19 protein-coding genes are annotated in these 23883 nt (G+C 40.6%); 7 read left to right on the top strand and 12 right to left on the bottom strand.

Annotated features, from left to right (window positions below; all coding sequences use genetic code 11):
- Positions 1-16: 16 nt before the first annotated feature.
- The 5 genes from FFM55_RS07855 to FFM55_RS07835 are packed head-to-tail and all read right to left on the bottom strand — an operon-like array spanning position 17 to position 8102.
- Complete coding sequence (locus FFM55_RS07855; RefSeq protein WP_137600830.1) at positions 17-3151, bottom strand: type IV secretory system conjugative DNA transfer family protein; 3135 nt, start codon at positions 3149-3151, stop codon at positions 17-19.
- Complete coding sequence (locus FFM55_RS07850) at positions 3148-5034, bottom strand: AAA family ATPase (protein ID WP_137600829.1); 1887 nt, start codon at positions 5032-5034, stop codon at positions 3148-3150. Before FFM55_RS07850 ends, FFM55_RS07855 begins: the two co-directional genes overlap by 4 nt.
- Complete coding sequence (locus FFM55_RS07845; RefSeq protein WP_137600828.1) at positions 5031-5642, bottom strand: hypothetical protein; 612 nt, start codon at positions 5640-5642, stop codon at positions 5031-5033. The genes FFM55_RS07850 and FFM55_RS07845 overlap by 4 nt, the downstream gene beginning before the upstream one ends.
- On the bottom strand, positions 5639-7867 hold the full coding sequence (locus FFM55_RS07840) for a toprim domain-containing protein (RefSeq protein ID WP_170999674.1): 2229 nt from the start codon (positions 7865-7867) through the stop codon (positions 5639-5641). The genes FFM55_RS07845 and FFM55_RS07840 overlap by 4 nt, the downstream gene beginning before the upstream one ends.
- Positions 7857-8102: a hypothetical protein gene (locus FFM55_RS07835; RefSeq protein WP_137600826.1), complete on the bottom strand. Its 246-nt coding sequence runs from the start codon at positions 8100-8102 to the stop codon at positions 7857-7859. Before FFM55_RS07835 ends, FFM55_RS07840 begins: the two co-directional genes overlap by 11 nt.
- A 411-nt stretch (positions 8103-8513) precedes the next feature.
- Between FFM55_RS07835 and FFM55_RS07830 the strand changes: the two genes are divergently transcribed.
- The 5 genes from FFM55_RS07830 to FFM55_RS07810 all read left to right on the top strand — a co-directional run bounded on the left by FFM55_RS07830 (position 8514) and on the right by FFM55_RS07810 (position 10225).
- Positions 8514-8777: a hypothetical protein gene (locus tag FFM55_RS07830; protein ID WP_137600825.1), complete on the top strand. Its 264-nt coding sequence runs from the start codon at positions 8514-8516 to the stop codon at positions 8775-8777.
- Entirely contained in the window at positions 8774-9205 is a 432-nt protein-coding gene (locus tag FFM55_RS07825; RefSeq protein ID WP_137600824.1) for a hypothetical protein, read from the top strand. The genes FFM55_RS07830 and FFM55_RS07825 overlap by 4 nt, the downstream gene beginning before the upstream one ends.
- Entirely contained in the window at positions 9205-9390 is a 186-nt protein-coding gene (locus FFM55_RS07820) for a hypothetical protein (RefSeq protein WP_043941729.1), read from the top strand. The genes FFM55_RS07825 and FFM55_RS07820 overlap by 1 nt, the downstream gene beginning before the upstream one ends.
- A gap of 8 nt (positions 9391-9398) precedes the next feature.
- Positions 9399-9599, top strand: a complete 201-nt coding sequence (locus FFM55_RS07815) for a DpnD/PcfM family protein (RefSeq protein WP_137600823.1) — start codon at positions 9399-9401, stop codon at positions 9597-9599.
- A 335-nt stretch (positions 9600-9934) separates the two neighbouring features.
- Positions 9935-10225 (top strand): hypothetical protein, encoded by a 291-nt coding sequence (locus FFM55_RS07810; protein WP_137600822.1) that lies wholly within the window; start codon positions 9935-9937, stop codon positions 10223-10225.
- Between the two features lie 1325 nt (positions 10226-11550).
- Here the strand turns inward: FFM55_RS07810 and FFM55_RS07805 are convergent.
- From FFM55_RS07805 to FFM55_RS07795, 3 genes are read right to left on the bottom strand one after another with little or no spacing between them, the layout of a single operon-like run.
- Positions 11551-12096: a helix-turn-helix domain-containing protein gene (locus FFM55_RS07805; protein ID WP_137600821.1), complete on the bottom strand. Its 546-nt coding sequence runs from the start codon at positions 12094-12096 to the stop codon at positions 11551-11553.
- Positions 12097-12119: 23 nt separating this feature from the next.
- The gene (locus tag FFM55_RS07800; RefSeq protein ID WP_170999672.1) at positions 12120-13412 is read right to left on the bottom strand and encodes a 5-methylcytosine restriction system specificity protein McrC; all 1293 of its coding nucleotides are present in this window, start codon (positions 13410-13412) and stop codon (positions 12120-12122) included.
- Positions 13393-15387, bottom strand: coding sequence for an McrB family protein (locus FFM55_RS07795; RefSeq protein ID WP_137600819.1), 1995 nt, complete (start codon positions 15385-15387; stop codon positions 13393-13395). The genes FFM55_RS07800 and FFM55_RS07795 overlap by 20 nt, the downstream gene beginning before the upstream one ends.
- Before the next feature lie 347 nt (positions 15388-15734).
- Here FFM55_RS07795 and FFM55_RS10145 point away from each other — a divergent pair, with 347 nt between their 5' ends.
- A complete protein-coding gene (locus tag FFM55_RS10145; RefSeq protein ID WP_137600818.1) occupies positions 15735-15896 on the top strand; it encodes a transposase in 162 nt (53 codons plus the stop codon).
- Positions 15897-16070: 174 nt separating this feature from the next.
- Positions 16071-16577 (top strand): IS3 family transposase, encoded by a 507-nt coding sequence (locus FFM55_RS07785; protein WP_170999671.1) that lies wholly within the window; start codon positions 16071-16073, stop codon positions 16575-16577.
- Positions 16578-17500: 923 nt separating this feature from the next.
- Here the strand turns inward: FFM55_RS07785 and FFM55_RS07770 are convergent.
- The 4 genes from FFM55_RS07770 to FFM55_RS07755 all read right to left on the bottom strand — a co-directional run bounded on the left by FFM55_RS07770 (position 17501) and on the right by FFM55_RS07755 (position 23277).
- Positions 17501-17791, bottom strand: a complete 291-nt coding sequence (locus FFM55_RS07770; protein WP_137600815.1) for a DUF262 domain-containing protein — start codon at positions 17789-17791, stop codon at positions 17501-17503.
- A 64-nt stretch (positions 17792-17855) separates the two neighbouring features.
- Positions 17856-22094, bottom strand: coding sequence for an Eco57I restriction-modification methylase domain-containing protein (locus tag FFM55_RS07765; protein WP_137600814.1), 4239 nt, complete (start codon positions 22092-22094; stop codon positions 17856-17858).
- A gap of 2 nt (positions 22095-22096) precedes the next feature.
- Positions 22097-23044: a restriction endonuclease gene (locus FFM55_RS07760; RefSeq protein WP_240006016.1), complete on the bottom strand. Its 948-nt coding sequence runs from the start codon at positions 23042-23044 to the stop codon at positions 22097-22099.
- Between the two features lie 29 nt (positions 23045-23073).
- Positions 23074-23277, bottom strand: coding sequence for a helix-turn-helix domain-containing protein (locus FFM55_RS07755; protein WP_113813886.1), 204 nt, complete (start codon positions 23275-23277; stop codon positions 23074-23076).
- Positions 23278-23883 lie beyond the last annotated feature (606 nt).

Here is a 23883-nt window from a genome sequence, read left to right as displayed (position 1 = left end):
TTGTTCCTCGCTTTCCTTAATTTTCTGTGACTTGTGCTTCACGCAGCTCGTCAATATTCATTAGTAAATCAAAACACCGTTCATCATCTGCCAGAAATTCCCGCATCGCCGCTTGTTGGTTTAAATCACCATGTCGTTTAAAGAATTGATGGTCAACGGCATCGGCTTGTACCGCTAACTTCTCGGCATCAGCTGTGATGGTTGATGTATCTAGTGCTGCTGCAATCGTATCTTCAACTTGTGCCATAAAATCGGCATTCGTTAAATCAACAATTGAGACTAACTTCTCATTGGCATGTTGCGTAAAATCACGTTGCCAAATCGTATAATCATCCACTTCCTCATCATCATTGATTTCCTCACTGCCATTGTCAGCCACCGGTTGACTTTCGTCACTGTCAGATACCGGCTGTTCTACTGGTTGTTTAGCCGTTACCGTCGACTTGGTAGCAGACGAATTCATCATTGCCGCATCTAAGGTTGTCTCATTTGATGTTTCCGACACATCAGTACTCATATTGACTGCTGGTGCTGTCTCAATTTCAGTTTCAATGGTCTCCGGATTCACCTGGGCAGCTAATTGCTTGAAATACCCACTGTAATCCTGGAAAATATCTTGATAGCTTAAATGCTTGGTGTTGTTCTTAATGCGCAAATCCGTGGTGTAGTAATCCAAACGATAACTTTTACCAATGAGATCCCGGGCATTTGGCATCAATATTTTGCCGGTATCGAAAATCGGTAGTGGTCGAATCCGGCGCCATTTCTTATCATTCCGCTTCGCCGTACGCATAATCACCATTTCACCATCATTTAACTCCTCTAATTCTTTGGCTGACAGTAATGGCATCTTATCAATTGAGATTTGGCGATTGCCTCGGTCTTGTTGTTGCTCACCCATTTGCGAGTTCACAATTTCTTTTTGCACCTCAATTTCACCTAAACGATCGGATACGGCTTGGTTGGTATCACGATCCTTAGTTTGAATATGAAATTGCATTAACATGTTATTCATAATTTCTTTGGCTTCTGATTCTGAATAGTGCTTGGCAACTTGCACATCATCTTGTACATACATATCCACAATATGACCGTAGGTTAAACCACGGGTTAAGAAGTTATCAAAGCCGGGAATCCGGGGAAACATTGAAAACTCATTCAACTTGTAGATAATCTGCCGGTCCATCTTACGACGAGTAATTTCTGAAGCAATTTGCGTATTAACTGAAAAAACCTGACCTAAGAATAATGGCGCAATTGCGGCATAATTATCATTACTTTGTGGCGTCACAATAAACACGGCTTTGGGCTTTTCAGAATAACGCAAGTCAAAAGTAGCCGGCTCATCGCTAATTAACGCTTGCTGCAAAGGATACGTCACCACTTGTTTAACGGGTCGTTGACTATGTGGATCAATTTTGACTTGTTGATTCAATTGACGCTTAACGCGTTTCTCACCCGTAATTTGCAGCCATGACTTTTGTAGATGCTTTGGATTTCCCTTGTCAGCAAAGTGAATCTTAATCAGCCATTCATCAGGAAAAACTTGATGGAACGGATATTGAATAACGCCGGCACGACTCACTTTCACGGCATCTTGTTCCAAATAATGCCCTTGGGGTGCGTCATCTTGGCGTTTGTAAAGTTCTACTAACGCCGTTGCACCGGCATAGTCAGTTGGGACATTCACCTTTAGCATCCGAGGAAAACCATAATCAGCAATTTGAATGGTTGACCGTGAGGTAAGTCGTGCCACTGTTTCAGACGCAAACAAACTAGAACGACTTTGAAGCGTAAACATAACGGATGATTTGGTATCACCAGTCGCCCCCAAGTAAGACCCTGCTTTTAGGATGGCCTCATTAATAATTGGGGGCATCGGATCTAATTGACGCAACATGTTAAAGTATTGCGTTAATCCATCCAAATTCTTGTCCTTGGCATCATTAAATTGATTCACAGAATTAATGAATTGCGGCACCCCTGCTGGTGTAGCCAATGTTTGATCATCTTGGGCCATCGCTAACCATAAGAGAATCAGAATAATCGCTAATTGCGTGTCTTCCGCTGTCTTATCCCAAATATCATTACCACCTTCATATGAACTCGATGAGCCAATAATTTGAACAATGACCATTGCCTCGTCTCGGGCCTTATCTAATTCACCCGCCATTGCATAATTCAAAGCAACTTGAAACGGGTTCCACGATTCAGACCAATCCGTGTCGGCAATGTTGAGTAATTGCACTTCATATCCGGCCTTTTGTAGTGGTATAAACGACATCTTGGCATCTTCATTTTTTGCATCGGTATCAATAATATTGGGTTGCTCTTCGGCTCGGCGCATAATATCAATAAAGATATAACCGCGACGTTGGTCCTTACCCGAACGGGTTGCTCCAGTGGTAATCGCGTGTGTCGGTTTTGGATCAATCCAATAAAAGCCTTGAAACCCACCTTCAACCGTGAGTTGGGCATCAAAGTACTTGTTTAATAGTGGTAATTGCATCAACCGTGGTCGCACTTGCTGGTACCATTTGGGGAATGTTTCGCGATTCAAACCCAGGGGTGCTTTTATCACCTGTTTTAACCACAGGAATGGATGCAATTTGAAAAAAGCAAACGCATAACCGGAAATGTGACTAATCGGTTGTCCTGCCGGACCCTTATAAAATTTATTGCGGTCGGGAATTAAAACATACGTCCGTTCAATTTCATGTAGCGTGGCCCAGCGATTTTGATTGGTTGTCCGGTCACCAAATTTTTGAACCCAGTCATACCAATTCTTAATCCCTAACCGGCAGAAAATGGCAAACATGACCACCATAATCGCCCAAATGACATAAGACTGTTCATGTAAGACGCCACCAGATAATGAAAACATGACATATTGTTGCAAGTAATCCCAACTAAAAGCCGGTTTAAAGTATACATTGAACATATTCAACGCCATGTTGCCCAACCCAGAACGAATAATGTACCAAAGTGCGCCTGCTAAAGTTCCCACCAGCAGTGCCATCATAATTCCTAAGGCACAATAACCGACAAAAACAAGTCCTTGAAACCAGAATTGACCCCGCAAGCGAATTTGACTTTGTTTTTCATACGATCGCGCTTGTTCATAACGGTTGCCAAACCACTCTTTACTCATGAAACCTCCTCCTCTTGGTTGCTTGGTAATTCTGTTTGCGAAACAACGGCTTGCCAACTTCCCCGTGGATGCGTGGCATCCGGCGGATTACCCCATGCCCGAAAGACAAAGGAATGCCCTTTGACTTGACCAGTGCGACGTTCGTGTAAAATTGCGGTGGCCATCTGTGCTTCCACAAATTCCATGATGGAATCATCCAGTGGGCGTACACCTAAACTCTTCCGATAACCTTTATCAACGAGGAAATCAATGAGTGGATGCGTGGCGATCACCCGATCATCCACAAATTCTTGGCCACTTGCAAAACTTGGAATTAATTGGCTAACATCTTGCGTACGATAAACCAATTGATAACCTTGCCGTTGGGCTTGTTGATTAAGTTTCGTCAGTTTCAAATCAATAATGCGCTTCACATCCGGCACATCTAATGGTTCAAAAATAATAATAGCGCCAATACGACTGATAAATTCTTGCCGTAAGCCGGCTCCTAATAAGGCATTTTCAAAATTTTTACTGAAGGTCAATTGATGCTGTGAATCATGCCGGTAGTCATCACTTTTAGCTGCGCGTTCAATAATTAATTGATGCCCAATGTTGGTGGTCATGACAACAATCAAATCTTTAAAGTTAATCGTTTGCCCACGTTCGTTGGTTAAACGACCATCGTCTAGGATTTGTAGCAATAAATCTAAGACCATCGGATCCGCTTTTTCAATCTCATCCAATAATAAAACTGAATAGGGATTAAACTTCACCGCTTCGGCTGCCCGCTCGGCAAACCGTTGCATCGACTGCTTGGCAAATTTAAATTCCGACATATCAAAGCGGATTAATTGCCGTTCGTCACCAAAGTAATGCGTTGCTAACGCTTTGGCGGTTTCCGTTTTCCCAACACCGGGTGTGCCGGCTAATAGAAATGACAAGGGCTTACTTATATCACCTAAACCAGCAGCACGAACACGAATACTCGTAACAATTTTTTTCAACGCTGCGTTTTGACCAATCACTTGACGCTGCATCCGTTCGTACAACTGAAACAAGCGGTTGTCATCTTCTTCCGTCAAAACTGACATTGGTACGCGATAGCGCTCGTTAATGATACTGGCGACATCTGTTGTTGTTAAGACTGAATGGTCATTCATTTTTGCAGCGACTAAGGCATTATCAAGCAAGGTAATCGCCTTCTCCGGGAAAAAATGCGTAGTAATGTACCGGTCAGAAAATTGAATAATGGTGTCAATGACTGGATCAGGTACCGCAACATGATCCCTGGTTGCCGCAATGATTCGCTGTAAAGTTGTTTTGGTTTGACATGGCGTGAATTCATCTAGCATGACTTTATCAAAACGACGTTCCATCGCATTATCAGATTCAATATATTGTTTAAATTCTGCCGTTGTGGTGGCGCCAATAACTTGAATTTCACCCCGGCCGATGGCCGGCTTTAAGATATTAGCGGCATCCATACCAGACGTGCCTTCAGCACCTGTGCCAATTAATTCGTGCATCTCATCAATAAATAATAAGATCTGGGGATTTGCTTTAACTTCAGCCACTAAATGATGCAGATTTGAGGCAAAATTACCACCAGCGGTTGTCGTCATTAAACTGGCTAACTCTAATGAATGGACTTCACGATTGACTAACGTGCCATGTAAACTGGCGTCTTGCGTCAAAATGCGTTTTACCAACTCTTCAACTAAGGCAGTTTTTCCAACCCCGGCTTCACCTAAGACTGCGGCACTATTTTTCTTATGTTGATTTAAAATGCGAATTAACCGACCTAATTCTGCATCACGACCAAACGCCCCATATTCTGACGGTTGTGCAGCAATGACTAGATTTAAATTGGTTGTAAACCCTTCTAGATAGGTGTTGGTCATACCTCATCATCTCCTCCCAGTGGTAAATCGTCATCATCTTGTTTGGCAACCCGCGTTTGTTCTGACAGAGAAATCGTTTCGGTTTTTGCCTGTTGTTGTCTTTGTTGCATCTGGGCTAATTCTTCTTCAGTAAAGAGTTGTTCAATGCCTTGTCCTTGTTGACGGGCTTCAATATTTGCGCGGCGTTGTTCAGCTTCTTGATCAAGTTCTGCTTGAATATCTTGCATTAAAGAATCATCTTGTCGAATTTCATTTAAGCGTTTTTCTAAAGCAGCCGCTTGCTTTTGCGTATCCATAAAATGCTCTCCTTGTAGTTCCATATCTTGCGTTGTGGTCAATGTTGGGACTAAATCAGCCGGGATTACTTCAGCATCGACTGGAAAAACATTAACTAACGTCATGTGTTGCGCATCTTGTTGTATTGTCACTTCATATTCCTCATTTAAAACCGGATCACCGGCAGGAAATAAACCATGATATTGCTCGGCGGTTACCGGTAATTCTAATAAACCAGTTGCTGCTTGTGCCGGATCAATAGTCAACATATAAAGGCCATTACCTTGGGCCACTTGTACCAGTTTGCCTTGTAAGGTGGTTAATTGTGTCATCGCTTAGGTCCTCGTGTTTCATTTGTTTGATCTTGAATTGCTTGGTTGGTTGCCAATTGGACAGCCGTTGGTTGTATGTTGGGCGCTGCACGACGGGTATGCGTTATTTGTTGCCCATCTGAAAGGCGATCTGCCAGATAATTTGTGATTGACGTACTCGCTCTAGTCACATCCGCCATCATATTTGGTGATTTTTCTTTTAAATCCGTAAATTGTTTTAAGTGATTCGTCCAATCACTCATATATTTTTCACTAATATCACCGGGTTCCACACCCACGTTTTTCAACACGACATAACTGGTCATTTTAGCTTGCAACTCTTGCACCCCGTTGGGGGTTTTAGCATCGCTTTGTTGATGCAATGCTGTGTGGCCCATCTCGTGCGCTAACGTGGCAATCCGATCAGTAAAGGGTAAATCCGGTCGTAAAATAATAATCGGCTCATCTGGTTTCTGGCGATTAATCGCTGTGACGCCTTTGGCAATCCCGTGACTCGTCATTGGTTTGTGATCGGCTAAAAACTTAATCGCACCCTGGTCTTGATCCACAACTCGTGCATGTTGTTCATCTTGCGCATACTTTTTAAGCGTTTGATACACCGTTTCAAGGTGTTCCGGTGATTGGTCAGTGGCTAAATTAACCGGCCGATTTGGCAGTAACTTAGGCAAGTCATCCAATTTGGCATTAGTTTGCTTCACATCAAAGACTGTCTCAATCGGATAATGCTTAACTGTCCGCGTTTCTAGCTCACCGGCTTTGGCTTGTTGTCGCTGTTCTGCTGTTGCATCACGCCAATAAACCCGATCACCGGCAGGAGTCACAATACTTTGAAGATTTTTGGGAGCACCATAAATCTTCATACCTTTTTCGCCTTTATTAACTTGGATGCCCCGTTCAGCAAATTGTTTATACCCCATGACGATGGTGGCATCTTGTCGTTGGCCATAAATTAGTAAAGTATTACGAGGAGAATAGTTTTGCCCCTGGGCCACAAAATCCAAATATTGCTGTACTTCTTTGGGATCATTTTGATAATTTTGTACACGCGTCAAAGTATCTTTAATAATTTCTTCATTCCGCTCACGACTCTTACCCTTACGGACTTCCCGCCGTTGCTGGCGCGCCACACGTTGCGGTTGGGCAACTTGCTTTTCATCAGTCGTTGCTTTTGCCACTGCTGGCTTGGCCTGTTGTGTAAACGTCTCTAGTGCGGCTAATTGTTGTTGGTTTTCATCCATTGTGAGTGTTTTAATAGTGGGGTCATGTGCCTTTAATTGATCGTTCCAATCTTTACCTTGTGTTGGGATTTGCCTAATATTTGTCATACCCTCAAATTGCAGCATATCAAAGGGTGCTGCTGCTTTAAATCCGGCTAAATCATTATCCGTTGCCAAAACCAATTGCTTTGGTAAATGGCCGTTTAATTGCTTCATGCGATCAAGTTGTGACAAGACTTTTTGATGATCTGTCCCGGATAATGATAAGAAAGTCGTATTTTTATTGGTTGGTTCCGTAAAATGCATCTGGGCATAAGATAATGCATCAATTGGTGACTCAAACACGATTAACTGGTCAGCACCATTCCCTGTGCGAAAGTTATACCCGTAACGGGTATCCAAACCAGTGGCCACCTTTTTTTGCGTCCCACGTTTACCATATTTTTCAAAATTAATTTCAGTACCTTGTTGATCTAAACCAACAACTTGGTCATTTTCATCGTGCCATGGAAATAAAATCGCCGGCTTTTGCCATTCTTTTGTCTGTCGGTCCTGTCTTGGTTTACCTTGTTTAATAAAGTCAGCTTTCGCCAAACGTTGCACGAACATGGCGTCAAAACCACGTTCGTTCACTAAATAATCTTCTGAATTGTTAGTGGTTTGCGCTATTCGCCATCTTTGCCAATTAAACTTGTAATTATTTTCCCGAGAGGATGCTTGATATTTAGCCTTCTCGGTCTCATCTTGTCCGTTGTAATGCCGACCAAATTCTGACCAGCGCACCCAGGCTTCTTTCGGGGTGATGTCCTCATACGCGGCAATAAAGTCACCTAAATCACCCGAAATTTGTTTGGAGTTCCAAAAAAAGACATTCTTATCAGTATTAATCACGCAACTATCATGGTCCACAAGCCGCAAGCGGTTGTGTTCCGTCGTATAATCAATTCCTTTGTAATCTAAATAGCCTTGAATCGGTAAGGCTTTCATTGCAGCACGATTAATAGCCATCTTGCTCACCTCCGTCATCAGCGGGGACTTGTGTTGGATCAACCTGGGCAATAAAATTAGCCACTTCCGTTAAATCATCCGTTTTTAGATTCGTTTGTAATTGTTTAACCAGTTCTAGTTGGACTTGTTGATTTAACGTTGCTAATTCTTCCTTCAACACTTTTACGCGATCCTCGGCATTTGCCAATTCAGTCTTTTTCTTTGCTAAACGTATTGCTAATTTCTTCGATACCATGTGATAGCCTCCCTAAATAACTAAATTCATTGCTTTACTCTAGGGTTATCGTAACGAATTTTAAGAGGCCTATGTAAAAGTGTCCCAAACAATTTTTCAAACAGTAATAACCTAGTAACCCCAGGCCCCGCAAGCGGGGGTCAAAGCAGGCTTACGCCTGCCACCACCTGATGTTACTGGGCCTGCCTTATGTGCCTATCATTTATAGCAAGACAGCAGTTGTGCTAAGTCGCAAGCGACTAAGAACAACTAGTGCCAAGCACAAGGGTAAATAGCACGGCTGCGCCGCCCTTGTGCTTGGCCCCGCTATCTGCTAAAAATTTCCCGTCACAACGACAAACCCAGCAACAACAGGTGGTTGCTGGCAGATAAATTTTTGTCACACCTAGTCAATCTTAAAGGAGTTTTACTATGTTTCAAAACTTAACCGACTTTTCATTAACGTTTTTAGCGTGGCGTGGTGTTCGTCCCACACCGTTACCTTTCGCAAACGATAATTTTGCCGATATTGATTTATCAACCAGTGAGCTTGATGATTTGATTATGAAATTATTAGTAGCCCGTAAGGAACAAGACACCGTAACCATTCGTTTAGGCAATGACGACTATCAAAAAGATGTCGAAAGTCTAAAAACACTCATTAAATACGCTGAACAACGAGGAGAACAACCATGACGAAAACTTATTATGATGATTTTACAAAGTTGCCCCTAACCAAAATGGCGCAAGCTATGGCTGATATAACCTTTGGTTATAAAGAAACTCAAGTACCCAAAGAACACTACAAAAAAGCCTTATCGACTGGTTATGAAGAACTGGTATCGGCTAACGTCAACGCAAAATTAGTTGAAACGATTTGTAACATGCTAAGTGATTTACAAAAAGAAAGCCCCCGGCTATTCTTTCAAGCCTTATTATTAATGGACACCGGGGTTAAACCAAGTACCATGTCCGCAAGCCAGTATCAAGCGCTATCCGTTGCGACTGATCAATTTGCTCAAACAAAAAAGGCGCACATGTTGAATGAACAAACACATACGACCTTTAATGATGTATTAGAAAACGGTACCTTGTATCACTTTAGAAATGAAGGAGAAAACTAATGAAAGTACGCATTTTATTTGAGGAATATCGCCAAAAAGAAGTCACCCTTGACTTAACACCTGAAATGAACATTGACGATTTAAGTCAACAAGCAATGAATATGTACGACAACGGCGAGATTAGCCTAACCCCAGATGACACCCAATCAGTTCATCTACATGTAAAAAACGATTTTGAAAGGTAAGAGAAACCATGAAAAAAGAAATTTACGTCACATTTGAAGAAACACTAGCCCGTACCGTTGCGCTAACAGTCGATAGTGAAAACAAGCTTGACCAACAAGTACGACAAGCCTACCAGAACGAACAAGTCGTGTTATCCGCTACCGACTTAACAAATGCACAATATCTCATCAATACGCCAACCACTGACACCGGTTGGGTTGAAATCTAAATCACCGGGGCGCACTGCGCCCTTCCCTGCGTGCCCCAGTCCCCACAAGCGGGGCTCCCTTACACCCCCGACCCCACCGGGGCCAAACGGTTCCGCTTGGCGCAACCGTCCTTTCATCACCCATCCTTTCTTTTTGCCATCCAAACTCTAATACAGGCAGTGTTTCTAAGTGCCCAGGCACTAAGAAACACTAGGCCCGATGACAAGGGTAAATAGCACAGCTACGCTGCCCTTGTCATCGGACACCGCCTGTATCACGCTTCTCCTGTCAAAATGAAAGTTTGGTTAGTTGCTGAAAGGCAATTGACCAACAGAAAAATTTTAGGAGGCTAGCTATGATACGAACAACTGTCACAACACCTGTCACCACTTATCAATTACAGCTACAACAACAACACAATCAAGTTTCGTTTGGGATTACGGCTAGTGCCACTAATTTAACGGCGGCCACCTTTCAATTAAACGTCAATGACGCTGATATAGCACATTACTTCGTCAATTACTTAGGGACCATCCTAGCAATGACTTTTCAACACAAAATGTCTGATGCAAACTTTTTATCACAATTACAAAAAATCATTACACACGAACTAAAAAATTGGCAAGCGGGTTATCAATACTTTTAGCCAGTTGTTAGCATCGTAAAAATGATATATTAAACCTATGGAACGTGGCTGCCGAAAAGATCACTCTGACAAAACCTCCTTTAAAAAAAATTAAATTCTCCAATAAGATACTAAACACCTGTTTGTCAGATTACCTAACTCCTATGAGTTAGGATACATAATATTTTAGCGCCTACAGAAAGGAGTCTGACCATGCCTTACTTTATTCTTTACCTGCTGTTATTTCTCGTCTGTTATCTTTTTGGTCTCACCATTGGTTGGTCCTGGCGAATCATTCGTTGGTTAGTTATTTTGATTGTATCTGTCAGCTGGTGGCTCTTTAAAACTGTAGGAATTTGGTTGCTCTGTGGCATTGCTTTTTGTGGTGGTTATATGTGGAGTTATCTTCGAAGTAAATGGCAACAATTCCATCCGAATAACCCCTAATTTATAAAGTGGTCTACTTTGTGAAATTTCTTGAATTTCAAGTTTGTGAAATGTGCTGGCAGGAAAAAATAAGTTTGTGAATTTCATGAATTGCACAAACGTTGATCAAACCCACCAAATCAACAACTGACTATAAAACAACAATTATGTCAACTTGAATTGGTCTAGTTAATTAAACCCGACTTATTCAAACCTAAAAAAGTACTACATTTATTTTAGTAATAATTCTTAATGCCAAAATAAATAAGCACCAGCATAAAAGTAAAACTTTTTGTACTGGTGCTTATTTAACTAAATTCTGTTCCCTATCTCGATATCATGCTTTCCATATTGTCATTGACATATTTTATTTATAAATATCTATAATTTCCACTAATTATTAAAATTTTTCAACAAATTAATTACTTGGTCCTTATCTGTTACTTTTGCCCATTCAACATTGGCTAAATTACTAAATAAATTATTTTGTGAACGAACTGCAACTTTTTCTGAATCTCGCAAACTTTTTGACTTAGATTCTATGAGCAGGAATAAATCATTTTTCGTAGCATAAATACAATGCGGAATTGCTTATGTTGAACTTTTACAAACTGCTTGCCATACTACGACAAAGTGGGTAGAGCAATTTGTCAAAGTACCCCTAGCAATTTGTCAAAGTATCAGCCAAGGGGGTCGCACACTTTTACAAAGAGCTAAGGAGTTTGTAAAAGTGTAGGCTCTCGGATTCAGTATACATCAGGCCGGAATAAGAAAAAAGGAATCATGCCAGCAAGGTTCGTCTTGCTAGGATGATTCCTTTTCAGGTTATTTCGATTCAATAAATTTATGATACGCCTCGATGGATGCATTTGGAAATCGTCCTTCATTGAGATTGTACTCCTTGAAGTTTGGACTATTTCTTAGCTTGTCGATTTTTCGAGGGACTCCCTATCGAACGGATCGAGCACCTCGAAAAAATTATCATAGTAGTTTTGGAAGGTGTATTCCATGTAGTTCGCATAGGAACTTGGTTTGCCGGACTTCGGCTTGCTCTTATCAAAGTTGAAGTCAATGAACGCATCCCTAAACCGCTGATGATGAGGGATGGTTATGGTGACGTTAGATACTTTGCTATTCTTACCATACTTTGTGAATACTACTTCTTTATTACGCTTCGCAGAATAGGGAGCTGTTGGCTCTTTAGCTCGGTCTGACAAGGCACCATCAGTTAGTAGTTCAACAGTAGATACATTAAAGGCTGCGGAAAGTTTATCGACCGTTTCCAACGTTGGAATATTTTTACCTCTCAGTAAATACGAGATTGCCTCCTGCCTTAGCCCTGCCTCGTCTCCAAGTTTCTCCTGTGTCCATCCACGTTCACGCAATAATTCTTTTACATTTTCAATCAGTATTGCATATGACTTACCTATTCTAAAAATTATATACGGCTTAGAAAATTGGTTCAATCGGGTATAGTCATATTACCAATTTAAAAAATCTCGATAAGGCTTGAAGTAAATGACATTTCGCTTTCTTGAATCACGGTGACGAACTCATCATAGGACTCGACATTCTGCGGTATCATCAAGGGGAGCTTAAACAATGAACCACCGAACCCATCTAATTTCCCTGCGTGAACATAATCGCTCTTCCACTTACTAGGATAAGCAAGCCCTGCCCTCTCTGCAGCCAAAACATGAAGATAACTGATGATTTGATATCGGTCTCCTCGGTTGATTCCTTTTTCGCTGTTGTCCAACATCTTGTATTTCGCATCTAATACGACCTGTTTATCCTTGCTGTAAAAATCGGGATAGACGGTTCTTTGTATATCGGAAAAAAGTGAAATACCGTATCTAGAGTTCTTATTCTCTGGGTGGATGAACCGTTCACTCAACAACGTGTTAAGGTACTCCTCCCATAGCCAAGCTACGTCAATAATAATCCCGTGAATTTCATCATCCTCATGACCGAAACCTATCTTCTCTTCATTGAGAATCTGGATACACAGTTTCTGCAATAAATAGTATTCTTCATAATACCCATGACGAACGGGATTAGCCACATTTTCAGACAAGACTTCAAATCGCTCAATACGAGAATAACTGGGCGTTTCATGAATAATCGATTTCATATTATCCTTGGTAAGCGAGTCAGAGGCAAAATCATAAGAATACTCAGCATTCAACTTTTCAATCGTATGTCTGATTAACTGAGTCAGACGGTTATCGAAGCTGAATTCACGAGTGTCATAAGCTATCCTGCCCATGAATGGCGTGTTGGTTTTGATGTGTCTTGCAATGTTGATTGGTCCTTTAACATTTGCATCATTGTACTGCCTTTTGACGTACTCTTTATAAACACCTTTCTCCAAAGCAGAGTTCAGGTACATTGGGAACAAGAAAGCCAACAAGTCATAGTACGAATCAGCTGGGTCAATATTAATCTTCGTCCTGACAACGTTCATGCTGAGCACTTGATGCAGGAGATACTTTATAAAGAAATCATCCGTTTCATTTTCTGAATCGTAAAATCTAGAATGAATTCGAGCTTCTTCCGCTCCCCGTTTCATCACACCCACAATGTTCCCGGTTCGAATATGCCGATTGTGTTGATGAAAAATATAGTTTTCACCATCTAAGTCATCCGAAGATTGAAGTTGTGGCGGGAAGATGATAAAGTTTTCATTTGCCAAATCACTTAAATCTCTATCGAGTAATTCTTGTACTATTGGATTTTCTTGGTATTTGGTTACGTCACTATTATCCTTCACTTGAATCATTGGCATCACTCATGAAATATGCATACTCAAGAACGTCTAGTTTGTGCTCTGCATTCCTTTCGCCACGGAAGTAATCTTTAAGCAGAGGTTTCAACTTATTGTTCCACAACTCATCTACTCCAAGATTCTTAGACTTATCTTCCAACGTTCGGAAGTAACTTGCCCCAATTTGATAATCGGTGCTCAGTGCAACTTCAGGCGAGATGATTGCATCATTCAAGGCGTTCATACGATTTTTGACTTCATCCGATTTCAACATCACTTGCGAATCGGCAGCCGTGATTTCTTCAAAACTGAAACGGCGGCGCATCGCAAAATCAAAAGTATCTACGGAACGGTCAATATCATTCATAGTCCCAATGATATAGACATTTTCTGGCACGTAGAATTTTTCGCTTTCTTCAAAGAGATTAGCGTACTGTGTTGAAACTGAACCAGCGACACCGCGATATTCAGGATCAATGGAAAAGAATAACTCACCAAAGATTTTAGAGATTTCGCCACGGTTGATTTCATCTATCACAAAAACATACTTCTTATCGCTAACTCCAGTATTTTTACCAAGCGACTCATCATAATCTGGTAAGTTATATTGGTCCTTCAAATAATTGACAACGGCCGTCATTATCGACTGATGCCCTCCACTCTCACGACCTTTTAACCCTTGCCAAACGCGAAAAATGTTCTCTTTCGTCAGTGTGTGTACACTGTTCACATTTTCTTCTTTAAGATTCCTATTGCTGTTTAGTGAATAAGTCAGCTCACGTTCAGAACGAACCTGAGGTATCACAACTTCTCCTGCCTCATCCACGTTATTGATGAAATTCTCCCAAATATTATCAAATGAATCAAATTGAACATTCTGCTGCAACAATGCATTTTTGCAGAACTCCTTGAATGTACCATTTTTGGGTTCGAAACCGACTTGCCCGTTAATTTGCACCGGCCGTAATCCTTCAACAAAGTCTGTATAGTCATAACTTGGATGAAATTGGACAAACTCGAATTGGTCGCTTGATGCTAGTTCTTCTTTAGGAATTCCTATGATGCTTGCAGCGATTTCCTTTGCGAGATAAGTTTTACCTGTCCCTGGCGCTCCACGTAAAATCAAGTTATAATTTTGTTTCAACTTTTCTGATAATTCCATAGCTTTCACATTTTCATCATCCACTTCTTCATAATTCCTTGCTGATACTATCATGTTATGGAAATAATCGAATAATTCCTTAACCTTTCTATTGGGCTCACTTTGAGTAAGACCAAGTTCCCCAATAGAAAATGACACATCCTTCTGATAATCAAGAGCAGTCATGTAATCCTTAAAAGCTTGCCTATCTGAGTTGTTTGGTAGATCTCGTCTATAGCTGACTCGTAACTGTTTCAAATCATAAAGATAACGGATATGAAGCCCCCAACTTTTAAATCCAGTGGGTCGACAAACAACGAAATTTACTTTTTCCCCTTTGTATCGCCCGCTTCTAAAAAATGAAATTCGAATAGCGAAATCTGAAAACTGAATGTATTGTTTGTGAAATTGTGGCTCAGTGAATCTCATCACCGCTCCATCAGGTCCATCAAGATTGCCTTCTTGTATTTCTTGGAAACTAACTCTATGCCCGTCATTCACAATATTGTTGTCTGTCTGTTTAATCCAAAATTTCAACATTTCAAAAAAGTTTTCATAGTCACCAACAACACCATTTGTTGTCTCCGACTTTAGGTAATCAATGTATTTTTGAACAAAAGATTTAATATCCGAATCAGGACGATAACTAGGTTTATTAAAAAGCTTTTCGATATCCTGTGTATCGATAGTATCCTTACCAATGCGTTCAGTTAATTCATCGATACTCGTAACATCAGCTACTGCTATACCATCTTCCTTAAATCTTGTATTTGTCAGTCCACTCCAATGTGTCGCAGCGGTTTTTTCGTTTAATTTCCCTGAACTAATAGCCCATTCCTTAAAACCCATCACATTACCTCCAAGCCTGATTTTATGTATACAAACATTTTAACACAGGTTCTGTGTCCAACCTATGAACTACTTAAAAAGCCACCGGTTGTTCGGTGGCGAAAATCTAGGAGATGAAACTAGTAAATCCCTAATGCTTGTTTCACTTGCTGCATCCCGCTATCAACATCATATGCCATGTTCATCGCATTACGTGCTTGTTGTAGCTGATAATCTGCAATACGATAATTATCAACGGTAATGCTTTTACTGTTAAATCCAAAATCATCGGTGCTTATGCTAGTTTCATGGAGTGGTTTTTAGAACCATTTCCTGTAAAATGAAACCAGCAGGAGCATCTTTTTATTATGACTACACGAAATTATTATTCCCCTGAACAGAAGGCAGCTATCGCTGCCCTACATTGGGATGAAAAACAAACATTAAGCCAAATTTCACGTGAAAATAAAATCTCAATAAGCGCCGTTCGGCGCTGGGTCCGTGAGTATTCACCTGCGGTGAATGAATGACAATGGCGAAAAAATTACCAAGAAAACAGTCTCTGAACTTGAAGCGAGAATCGCCGAACTCGAACAAGATAACCAAATTTTGCGTGAAGCAGTCACTTTAATGGACAAATACTCACGTGAACAGATAAAAAAATCCAACCGACGATGAGTTTAGCGGAGCGCGCCGTCGTCGATATGTCTGAAAATGCGAAATATTCTCAAACCAAGTTGCCTGCGGTCATGAATGTGCCCTCAAGCACTTTTTATTCGCACAAAGCTCCAAAATCGCCCACAGAACACGATTTACAAGACGCTCTGATAATCGAGAAAATTCAAGAAATCGTTGACGCGCACGAGTTCAATAATTCCTACGGAATTAAGCGTATGGTGCAGGAATTGGCCGATCAATATGACATACATACCGGTGAACACCGTGTTCATCGCTTGATGCAGAAGATTAAATATAAGTCTGTTATCACTCAGTCTTATAAAGGAAATCGCGGCCGTCCAGTTGTTGAACGCGACAATCTGGTTAAAGACATTATCATTGAACGACCATACCAAGTTCTCACAACCGATGTAACTTACCTGGTAATGCCAGATAAGCAGAAACTCTATAAAGCCAGCGTTCTAGACTGGTTTACCGGTGATGTCATTGGTGCCGTCGTTGGCTATGATATGACATCTGATTTAACTAAATGAGCACTTCAAACAGCTATGCGTCAAATTCCTAAATCGATTCTCAACGCCGAAACATCATCATTTTGCACTCAGATAACGGTTCCCACTTCATCAGTGAGGAATACGAAGATACCGTCTCATTTTATGGCCTCATGCACTCATTCAGCTCACCGGGGCATCCCGAGCACAACACAATCATCGAAAACTATCACTCATTTTTCAAATCAGAATTCTTCAACCCACGTCGCTTAAGTTGGTCAATCAATGCGATTATTGCAGGAGCGCACCGCTATGACTACTGGTGGAACACCACCAAAATATCTACGAAGACCCGTCCGGCAGCTATACCACTTGCTGCTTAACATAATGCCGGTTATCGGCACTAGCCGGTACGACGCCGTTTATAAGCCGTCACTTGTGAATTTCAAAAATTCGCCTTGTGAAGGCTTATTTCTTGCACGATACAACTTGTGAAATCCGGCTGGTTCACAATCTATACCACCTGTTTTCTCTCACCGGTAGGACTCGGCCCTGTTCCACCTACAAAAACACCCAGAAATCACGCCGTTTTAAGCTGAAATCCGGGTTTTGAAAAATTTTCGGAGTGCGGTACCTCTCGGTGCCAAAAAAGCCTGTCCATAATCTTGACATCAGCGCCGTGTTCGAAGACGACCCGACTACCATTCCAGCCCGTAAAGACATTCTAGGCGAAGCAATTAATACGCTTAACGAAAAGGTAAAAGAAATTGTTGATGCCTGTGATTATTTACAGTGGAAAATTGACAACTATGATTCTCACATGATTGAATCCGAAAATAAATTATAGAAAACAAACGAGGTCCGGGCGATGATTGCCTGGACCTCGTTTATTCTTTTTGATTAAACTTTCGGGGTAGCTCCGGCCCCTCGCGGGGCTATCTAAAAACCACTCCAAAGTATTGACATTATTCCCCTATAAGTTTCGAGCACTTGTTCGTATCCCAGACGAATTTTCTTTGGACATCAGGAATTCGGATGTCGTTTTCTTTAAACATATCTGCCAATTCGTTATATGACCGATTTTCAGTGGAGACCTTAATATCAAAGACTTCTAATACATCACCCTCATCTTCAGAAAAAATTTCCTCAAGCTTTGCTCGGATATTATCATCGAATTCCCAATTTTTCTCATTGAAGGAATCAATTGCTTCATCAAGGGACCCTACAGTTATGCTTTCTGTATTCTCCATTGCCATATCTGAAACCTCAAGAATCTAAGAGTTGGCAATGTTGACAAAAATTTTCTTTTCTTCCATCATTTTAATCTATCGCCTTCACTTTCTCTTCAATAAAGGCGATTTCACCCTCGTTAAGTCCATATTTTGTATATAGTTGCTGATCTATTTCAGATATTGATTTAGTCCAATCAATATCTGAGGCTTCACTAAAATCTTGTAATGGAATAAATTGAAACTTATCTTTTGACAAGTTTATAGAGGTTACCGACTGCAGCAGCTGGTTTCTGTAAAACTTAGTCTTCATGTAGTTCCAGTATGACTGTACTTTGTTTTCATCAGAATCTGAATATATAACAAGATACGAATCAGTTACAACAGATTGCGGAGGAACGACAAAATTACTTGAAATTATACGATATTGACCATTCTTATCTGGTTCATTTGCATGCTCTGATGTTACTTTACTAATACATAACTTATACTTATCTACTAGTTCACTGCCAGATTTAACTTCACTAAGTTTTACTTTACCCGCTCCAGCACTTGAAATTAGAGTAATATCTCCATCCGTTCCTCCCCTGTCTTTTGAAGAAAAACCGAAGGGATTACGGGGATAAACGAAATCACTAACAGATCCCACGTTACCTATCTTATGAATAATACTTACCGCCTCGTTATACCGGACAAATGTATCAAATTCATTCATTTTCCTCGTTGAAGTGATAGTACGGCCATCATGAATGTTCGTAAATTGCACTGTCCCATGATAATCCTTATCAATAATAAAGTAGTTCACTCCACCAGCAATTGAGGTATTAGGAAATAATTCTTTCGCATTATCGTAATCAACCATTACTTTAATTGAATCATTATTAAGCATGTAATCACGAAACTGGTCTAAACCTTTCCCGCCAGCAAACCATTTAGAAGGCGTGATAAGAGAAACATATTGGTTCGATACCCTATCGGAGAGTTGAATGAACTTATTATACACGGGGGTTGCACTTGAACCAGATCCACCATCATTTTCCTGATATGGAGGGTTCCCAACTACTGCATCAAATTTCATTACCTTAAACCCTTTCTGAACTTCTTTTTCGACATCGTCAATGTTGTTCCTAATTTTCTTGACCAGGTCTGGAATGAATAGAATATTTGTATCCCAACCTTTGTAACCTGCCAGCGTCCGCTGAGTAATCGTCTTAGCCATCGGAGTTTTAGCGATCACATAAATATTGTTCTTCAAGACATTTTGGATGATATTCTCTTCATCAATTTGCGTGATTTTACCAACGTTATTGTCAATAAACTCCATCTGTTGTTTGAAGAAGAAGCTTGCAGCACAGAATAATGGATACAACCCCGTCTTAGAATTAATTTCTAAAATCTTGCTATCATCCCCGAAAATCTTTTCTGTATCTTCTTGGTCTACCCAGTGAAGCGCCGGTGTACCATCAATAGAAGTTTCAGAAAAATCATCATTGTAGTAAGACAAGCCACCAATCGTTGAGGCTAATTGCATATTCACAACTCGCCAAGGAGTAAGAACTGTTTCTTTGTCTGGGTTTTTGAATGTACCGTGCAAAAGACCGATTTGTTCCGCGCGATCGGTATAAGATAAATCGTCATACGATTTTGCTCTTGTCCTGATGATTCGTCCGGCTTCAATAAAGACTTCAGAATCATAGTACTTAGCCTGTTCCCTGAACATATCCTTAGTCACACCTGCTGGCATGAATTCTTCCCAAGAAACATCATCGACTTCGTTTACGAATGTTTCAACATCAATATCTTTTGAAATATCAACTTCCATACCAAAAATCATTAGCGGAATACGGATCGAAATCCCACGCAAAATAGAGATGGCATTCCGTCGTTCTTTCTTTGCTTGATTTTGTTTATCAATCGCTTCTTGTTCTTCAGGGGTACGTTGGCGTTTTGCTTTTTTCTTAGCTTTTTCCGCTTTTTCGTACTCTTCATCAGTCAGACCTTGGTCGTTAACCCTAACTTCTTTTGCACCTTTTGAAGCACCCGTCTTACCGATAATTCCTCTGAGCTTTTCTAAGAGCTCGGCTGCCTCAGGGTTGATAGTTAATAATGCATCTGAATACAAACTATCGTCATCGAATCCAGAACGGACAGCTTTTTCAGCATAAACTTTCTTCAGCTGCGTCAACATGCGATCGACACTGAAGGTCTTCATGCCGTTTCCATCCATTCCGATAATCGGTAAGAAGTTGAGCATATTTGCCATTTTTTGTTTTTGCTCTGGAGTATTGCGTTTCCCAACACCAGAGTTGATCGAAGCAGATTCCGCCATCACGGTCAAAGCACGATCAGGTGCAAAGTCGAAAATATATGCATTGGTCTTTTGGCCTTGAACTTCATTTGAGTATGGCGTTTGAGCTCTAAAGGCAGCTTGGAGATAGTTCATCGCAGAACTTGTGTTGTTTAAGAACATGACCGCTGTCCACTCTTTGACGTTTACCCCTGTGGTTAATTTACGGACTGACAGTGTGATCGTTTTAGTTTCCCACGGCTTATCACTAATCGCACTGCGGACGCGACCTAAATCAGGGTCGTCTTTACTCGTGATTTCTTTATCATCATTGTCGACCACGTTAATAATTTTATACTCGTTACCAAAAACCGGATGATTATTCATCAAAGACTTCATGGCTTTAGCTTCTGCAATCCCCGGCAACAACCAGAGTGAATGTCTGAGTTCATTTCTAAACTCTTCGGTCGAATATGGATAATTGGTTGCTGATTTCTTCGTTATTAGATTCAAAAAATTATTAACGTCTGCTTCATGTTCAAAGGAACCATCATCTTTTACACGGAAGAATTCTTTGAAATTAAATGCCTTGTTGTCATCTGCGTATTTTTCTTTATTGCCCATTTCAAAGGTAAATATGTTGACTTTAGGCAATGTCTCATATGGATTTGGCTCGTCTGGTTTTTCTGTTGACCAACGTAATTTGGCCTCTTGCTCCATGACATAGTCCCAAGTATAAACTTGGTCCTCTTCATATTGTTCGAGCAAGTTAAACGGCGTGCCTGACAACTCAAGAACTTTTGTATCTTTCTTTTTGATGGTCTTTTCAACGTTCTGCGCCAATTCAGTTTGCGTCCCCTCATGGGCTTCATCAAAGACGATCAAATCCCAATCAGTAGCGAATACGAGTTCATTTTTCTCGCCTTGTTTTCCTCCGACTTGAGATGACCCGCGTAGGTCTTGAATACTGGCAAAATAAACAAACTTTCCGCCATCCTTGATTAAGCTTTCAATGCTCTCGTGCTTCTTAGAACCATAACGATAGCCAGCTTCTTTCATTTCTAGTTTTGAAAAATCTTCAAACCAAGAATCTGATACGACTGGTCGGTGCGTTAGGATCAAAACAGAATGGTAACCTTCTTCTTTGATCAATTGATATGTTGATAAGGTTTTACCAAAACGCATCTTAGCATTCCAGAGCATTCGGTCTTTCTTCTTAAACACCGTCTTAGTCTGTGCCACTGCAGCTTTTTGTTCCGGCCGAAGAACAATCTTACTCTTATCAACGACAGGACCATCAATTACTTCACGATTTTCTTTAACCGCAGCAATTGCTTGTTTGGCAACATCCAGAGTTACTTGCCACCACTCGTTTCCTTCAACGTCTTCATTCTTTTTAAAGTTTGAGCGTCTCAGAACTTCGTGAACATCTTTATCACCAAACCATGGATTCAGCTTATCCTGCGGTCTATATGCAAGTTCTGCCCAATCGGTTGTATATGGGACGCCAGACGTCGTCATGTATGATCTAATACGCGTATTGGCTTGGTTTCTAAGATATTCACTATTGGCTTGGAAGTCTAGCGGATTGGAACTACTATCCGCCGTCGTTTCACCTATTTTTTCAGATCCATCATAAACATCCCAATTACCTGACGAGTTATCCGCTGTTTGGATATAGATCATCTTACGCTCGTTGGACTGATATAGACTCTCTGAGATAGGATTTTCAAATTCATTATTTACCGGTTGGCCAGCATTAATTGATATTTGTTTTAAAGCCTGATAAATGACTCTTAATCGAATCAATGCATCTTCTTGCTCATTTCCTGTCGAATATTTCTCAGTAGGTTCTTTCACGACATTAGAATTAATAATGGCCGTTTCAAACGAATCAGCTTGTTCAATTGTTTTAGCAAAATTTCCCTGTACATAGAAGTCTTCAACGTATTTCGCACGATCGTAATACTGAACTTTCAAATCCCAGTCTAATTTTAGAAATTCAAAGTTTGTTGTATCTGGTCTAGTGGCAATAGCGCTCATATTTATTTGACCCCCTTATCAAAATACTCCATTTTGTTCGTCTCCCAATTCATCAATTTGACGCGTTTCCCAGGTTTTATGATCCACTCTTCAGCTGGCTCTTCATCGTCATAATCAAATAACGACAGCTGATAGCTCTCTACTTTTTCTCGTTTCTCTGATAGTGGAATGATGTATTTCAGCCCATCCATCTGGAAAATATTGTAGCTGATGATTTTTGCGATATCTTCAAACAATCCATATAGCGGTTCCTCTAACCATTTTGCGAAATAGTAATCTCTGTATGTGTATAGAAGATTTTCCCTAGCTAACAAGAGCGAGTCCCCACTCCACTCAAAACCGTAGCTTGATTTATAGGCCTCTTCGACTAAACGTTGCCATTCAGCCTTATCTTCGACTTCGGCATTGATTCGTTTCAATTTGCGGTCGACAAAGCCAACACGCTCATCAAGTGGTACTATTTCACCAGTTTCCATATCGTATCTGGTAGCCATATAAGGCCCTTCCCCACATGTGATTTCGAGCCATTTACGTTTGACATAAGTCTCAAGTTCATCATTCTGATAGTCGTTATCCATTTCATCGTTTTGCTTTTTCACAATCCAAGTCGGAGTAAATACCTCAGCCTTAGATTTGGTTCGCTCTTTTTGAAGTTCTCGTGATTTAAGGGCACGCGGCATGATGATTTGTCCCATTTGTCCTGTGACTAACGAAGGAAGCATTTGAGCTGTTGCAGCGTATGACTTTTGACCATACTGTAGATAGTTCTCGTTGGCCCAAATGATATTTTTAGATTTTTTCGGAGTTGATGTCGTACGGTCAATCAAGAGAATATCTAGAATCGCCGGCATCGTTTCTCGTATTGTATTTTCAAGAATATCTGTAGAGCTGATATCTTCGATCGTCTTTTCTAATTCTTCTATATTTTTTTCAACTGATTCTTCTTCCACTAGCAAACAGCCCACCTCCACTTCTTGATTTATTTTTGCTCAATACTGATAACATCGCCTATATCAACACCTAGAGCAAGACAAATCTTAACAAGTGTTTCGATTGAAACTGGTTCATTTTTCCCCAGCTTAGCAATGACATTACTGCTGACCCCAGCGATTTCTTTCAACTGAGTCTTTTTTAATTCTTTATCTATCAATATTTTCCATAAATTCTTGTAGGTTATTGACACGTCTTCACCTCGAAATTTCTTTTAACAACCACGTTTTGCACTAGGTATATTATATCACGTAACATCAACATTTCCTCACAATTCCTCGACTTTTAAGCCGTTCATCTCTAAACCACTCTCTCATTTCCATATTTTATAGGGGGGTAAAATCTCAGAGTAGGGGGTAATAATTTCTACCCCCGGGGGTAATTTTTCAAAAGCGATTTCTTGAAAAACCGAACAAAATCCTCCCCAAAACAAAAAAGCCTAGCCATCGCTAGTCCCACAAACGCCTTTATATCGGGTTTTACACCCATAATTTCATTGTATCAATCTGGTGGTACAAATATCAATCCCGGATTATTCATCAAGACAAACAAAAACCCGCTGAAACAGCAAGTTAATACCGTTTCAGCGGGCTTTGCGCTTTCACCCGTTGGGTGAAAACCATAGGAGCTCCTTTTTATGATATTTTGTTAGTGAAAAACAAACCAAATACTCAAAAATTGGAGCGTCTAAAATTATGATTCAAAAAGTATTACCTAGCAACCCTTTAGTTGCAGTTTCAGACAATGGGGCACCAATTACCTCGGATGGTGGCAACGTGCTGCTTAGTATGTTTCTGAA

Source organism: Weissella sagaensis (assembly GCF_005405285.1).
Classification (GTDB): domain Bacteria; phylum Bacillota; class Bacilli; order Lactobacillales; family Lactobacillaceae; genus Weissella; species Weissella sagaensis.
The sequence above is the reverse complement of the archived record's forward strand: the minus strand, read 5'-3'. Positions and strand labels throughout refer to the sequence as shown.

What these genes read in the sequence shown, in the direction of transcription:
- FFM55_RS07855 (WP_137600830.1), bottom strand. Translation starts at nt 3,151, where the DNA reads ATGAGTAAAGAGTGGTTTGGCAACCGTTATGAACAAGCGCGATCGTAT.
- FFM55_RS07850 (WP_137600829.1), bottom strand. Translation starts at nt 5,034, where the DNA reads ATGACCAACACCTATCTAGAAGGGTTTACAACCAATTTAAATCTAGTC.
- FFM55_RS07845 (WP_137600828.1), bottom strand. Translation starts at nt 5,642, where the DNA reads ATGACACAATTAACCACCTTACAAGGCAAACTGGTACAAGTGGCCCAA.
- FFM55_RS07840 (WP_170999674.1), bottom strand. Translation starts at nt 7,867, where the DNA reads ATGGCTATTAATCGTGCTGCAATGAAAGCCTTACCGATTCAAGGCTAT.
- FFM55_RS07835 (WP_137600826.1), bottom strand. Translation starts at nt 8,102, where the DNA reads ATGGTATCGAAGAAATTAGCAATACGTTTAGCAAAGAAAAAGACTGAA.
- FFM55_RS07830 (WP_137600825.1), top strand. Translation starts at nt 8,514, where the DNA reads ATGTTTCAAAACTTAACCGACTTTTCATTAACGTTTTTAGCGTGGCGT.
- FFM55_RS07825 (WP_137600824.1), top strand. Translation starts at nt 8,774, where the DNA reads ATGACGAAAACTTATTATGATGATTTTACAAAGTTGCCCCTAACCAAA.
- FFM55_RS07820 (WP_043941729.1), top strand. Translation starts at nt 9,205, where the DNA reads ATGAAAGTACGCATTTTATTTGAGGAATATCGCCAAAAAGAAGTCACC.
- FFM55_RS07815 (WP_137600823.1), top strand. Translation starts at nt 9,399, where the DNA reads ATGAAAAAAGAAATTTACGTCACATTTGAAGAAACACTAGCCCGTACC.
- FFM55_RS07810 (WP_137600822.1), top strand. Translation starts at nt 9,935, where the DNA reads ATGATACGAACAACTGTCACAACACCTGTCACCACTTATCAATTACAG.
- FFM55_RS07800 (WP_170999672.1), bottom strand. Translation starts at nt 13,412, where the DNA reads ATGATTCAAGTGAAGGATAATAGTGACGTAACCAAATACCAAGAAAAT.
- FFM55_RS07795 (WP_137600819.1), bottom strand. Translation starts at nt 15,387, where the DNA reads ATGGGTTTTAAGGAATGGGCTATTAGTTCAGGGAAATTAAACGAAAAA.
- FFM55_RS10145 (WP_137600818.1), top strand. Translation starts at nt 15,735, where the DNA reads ATGACTACACGAAATTATTATTCCCCTGAACAGAAGGCAGCTATCGCT.
- FFM55_RS07785 (WP_170999671.1), top strand. Translation starts at nt 16,071, where the DNA reads ATGTCTGAAAATGCGAAATATTCTCAAACCAAGTTGCCTGCGGTCATG.
- FFM55_RS07770 (WP_137600815.1), bottom strand. Translation starts at nt 17,791, where the DNA reads ATGGCAATGGAGAATACAGAAAGCATAACTGTAGGGTCCCTTGATGAA.
- FFM55_RS07765 (WP_137600814.1), bottom strand. Translation starts at nt 22,094, where the DNA reads ATGAGCGCTATTGCCACTAGACCAGATACAACAAACTTTGAATTTCTA.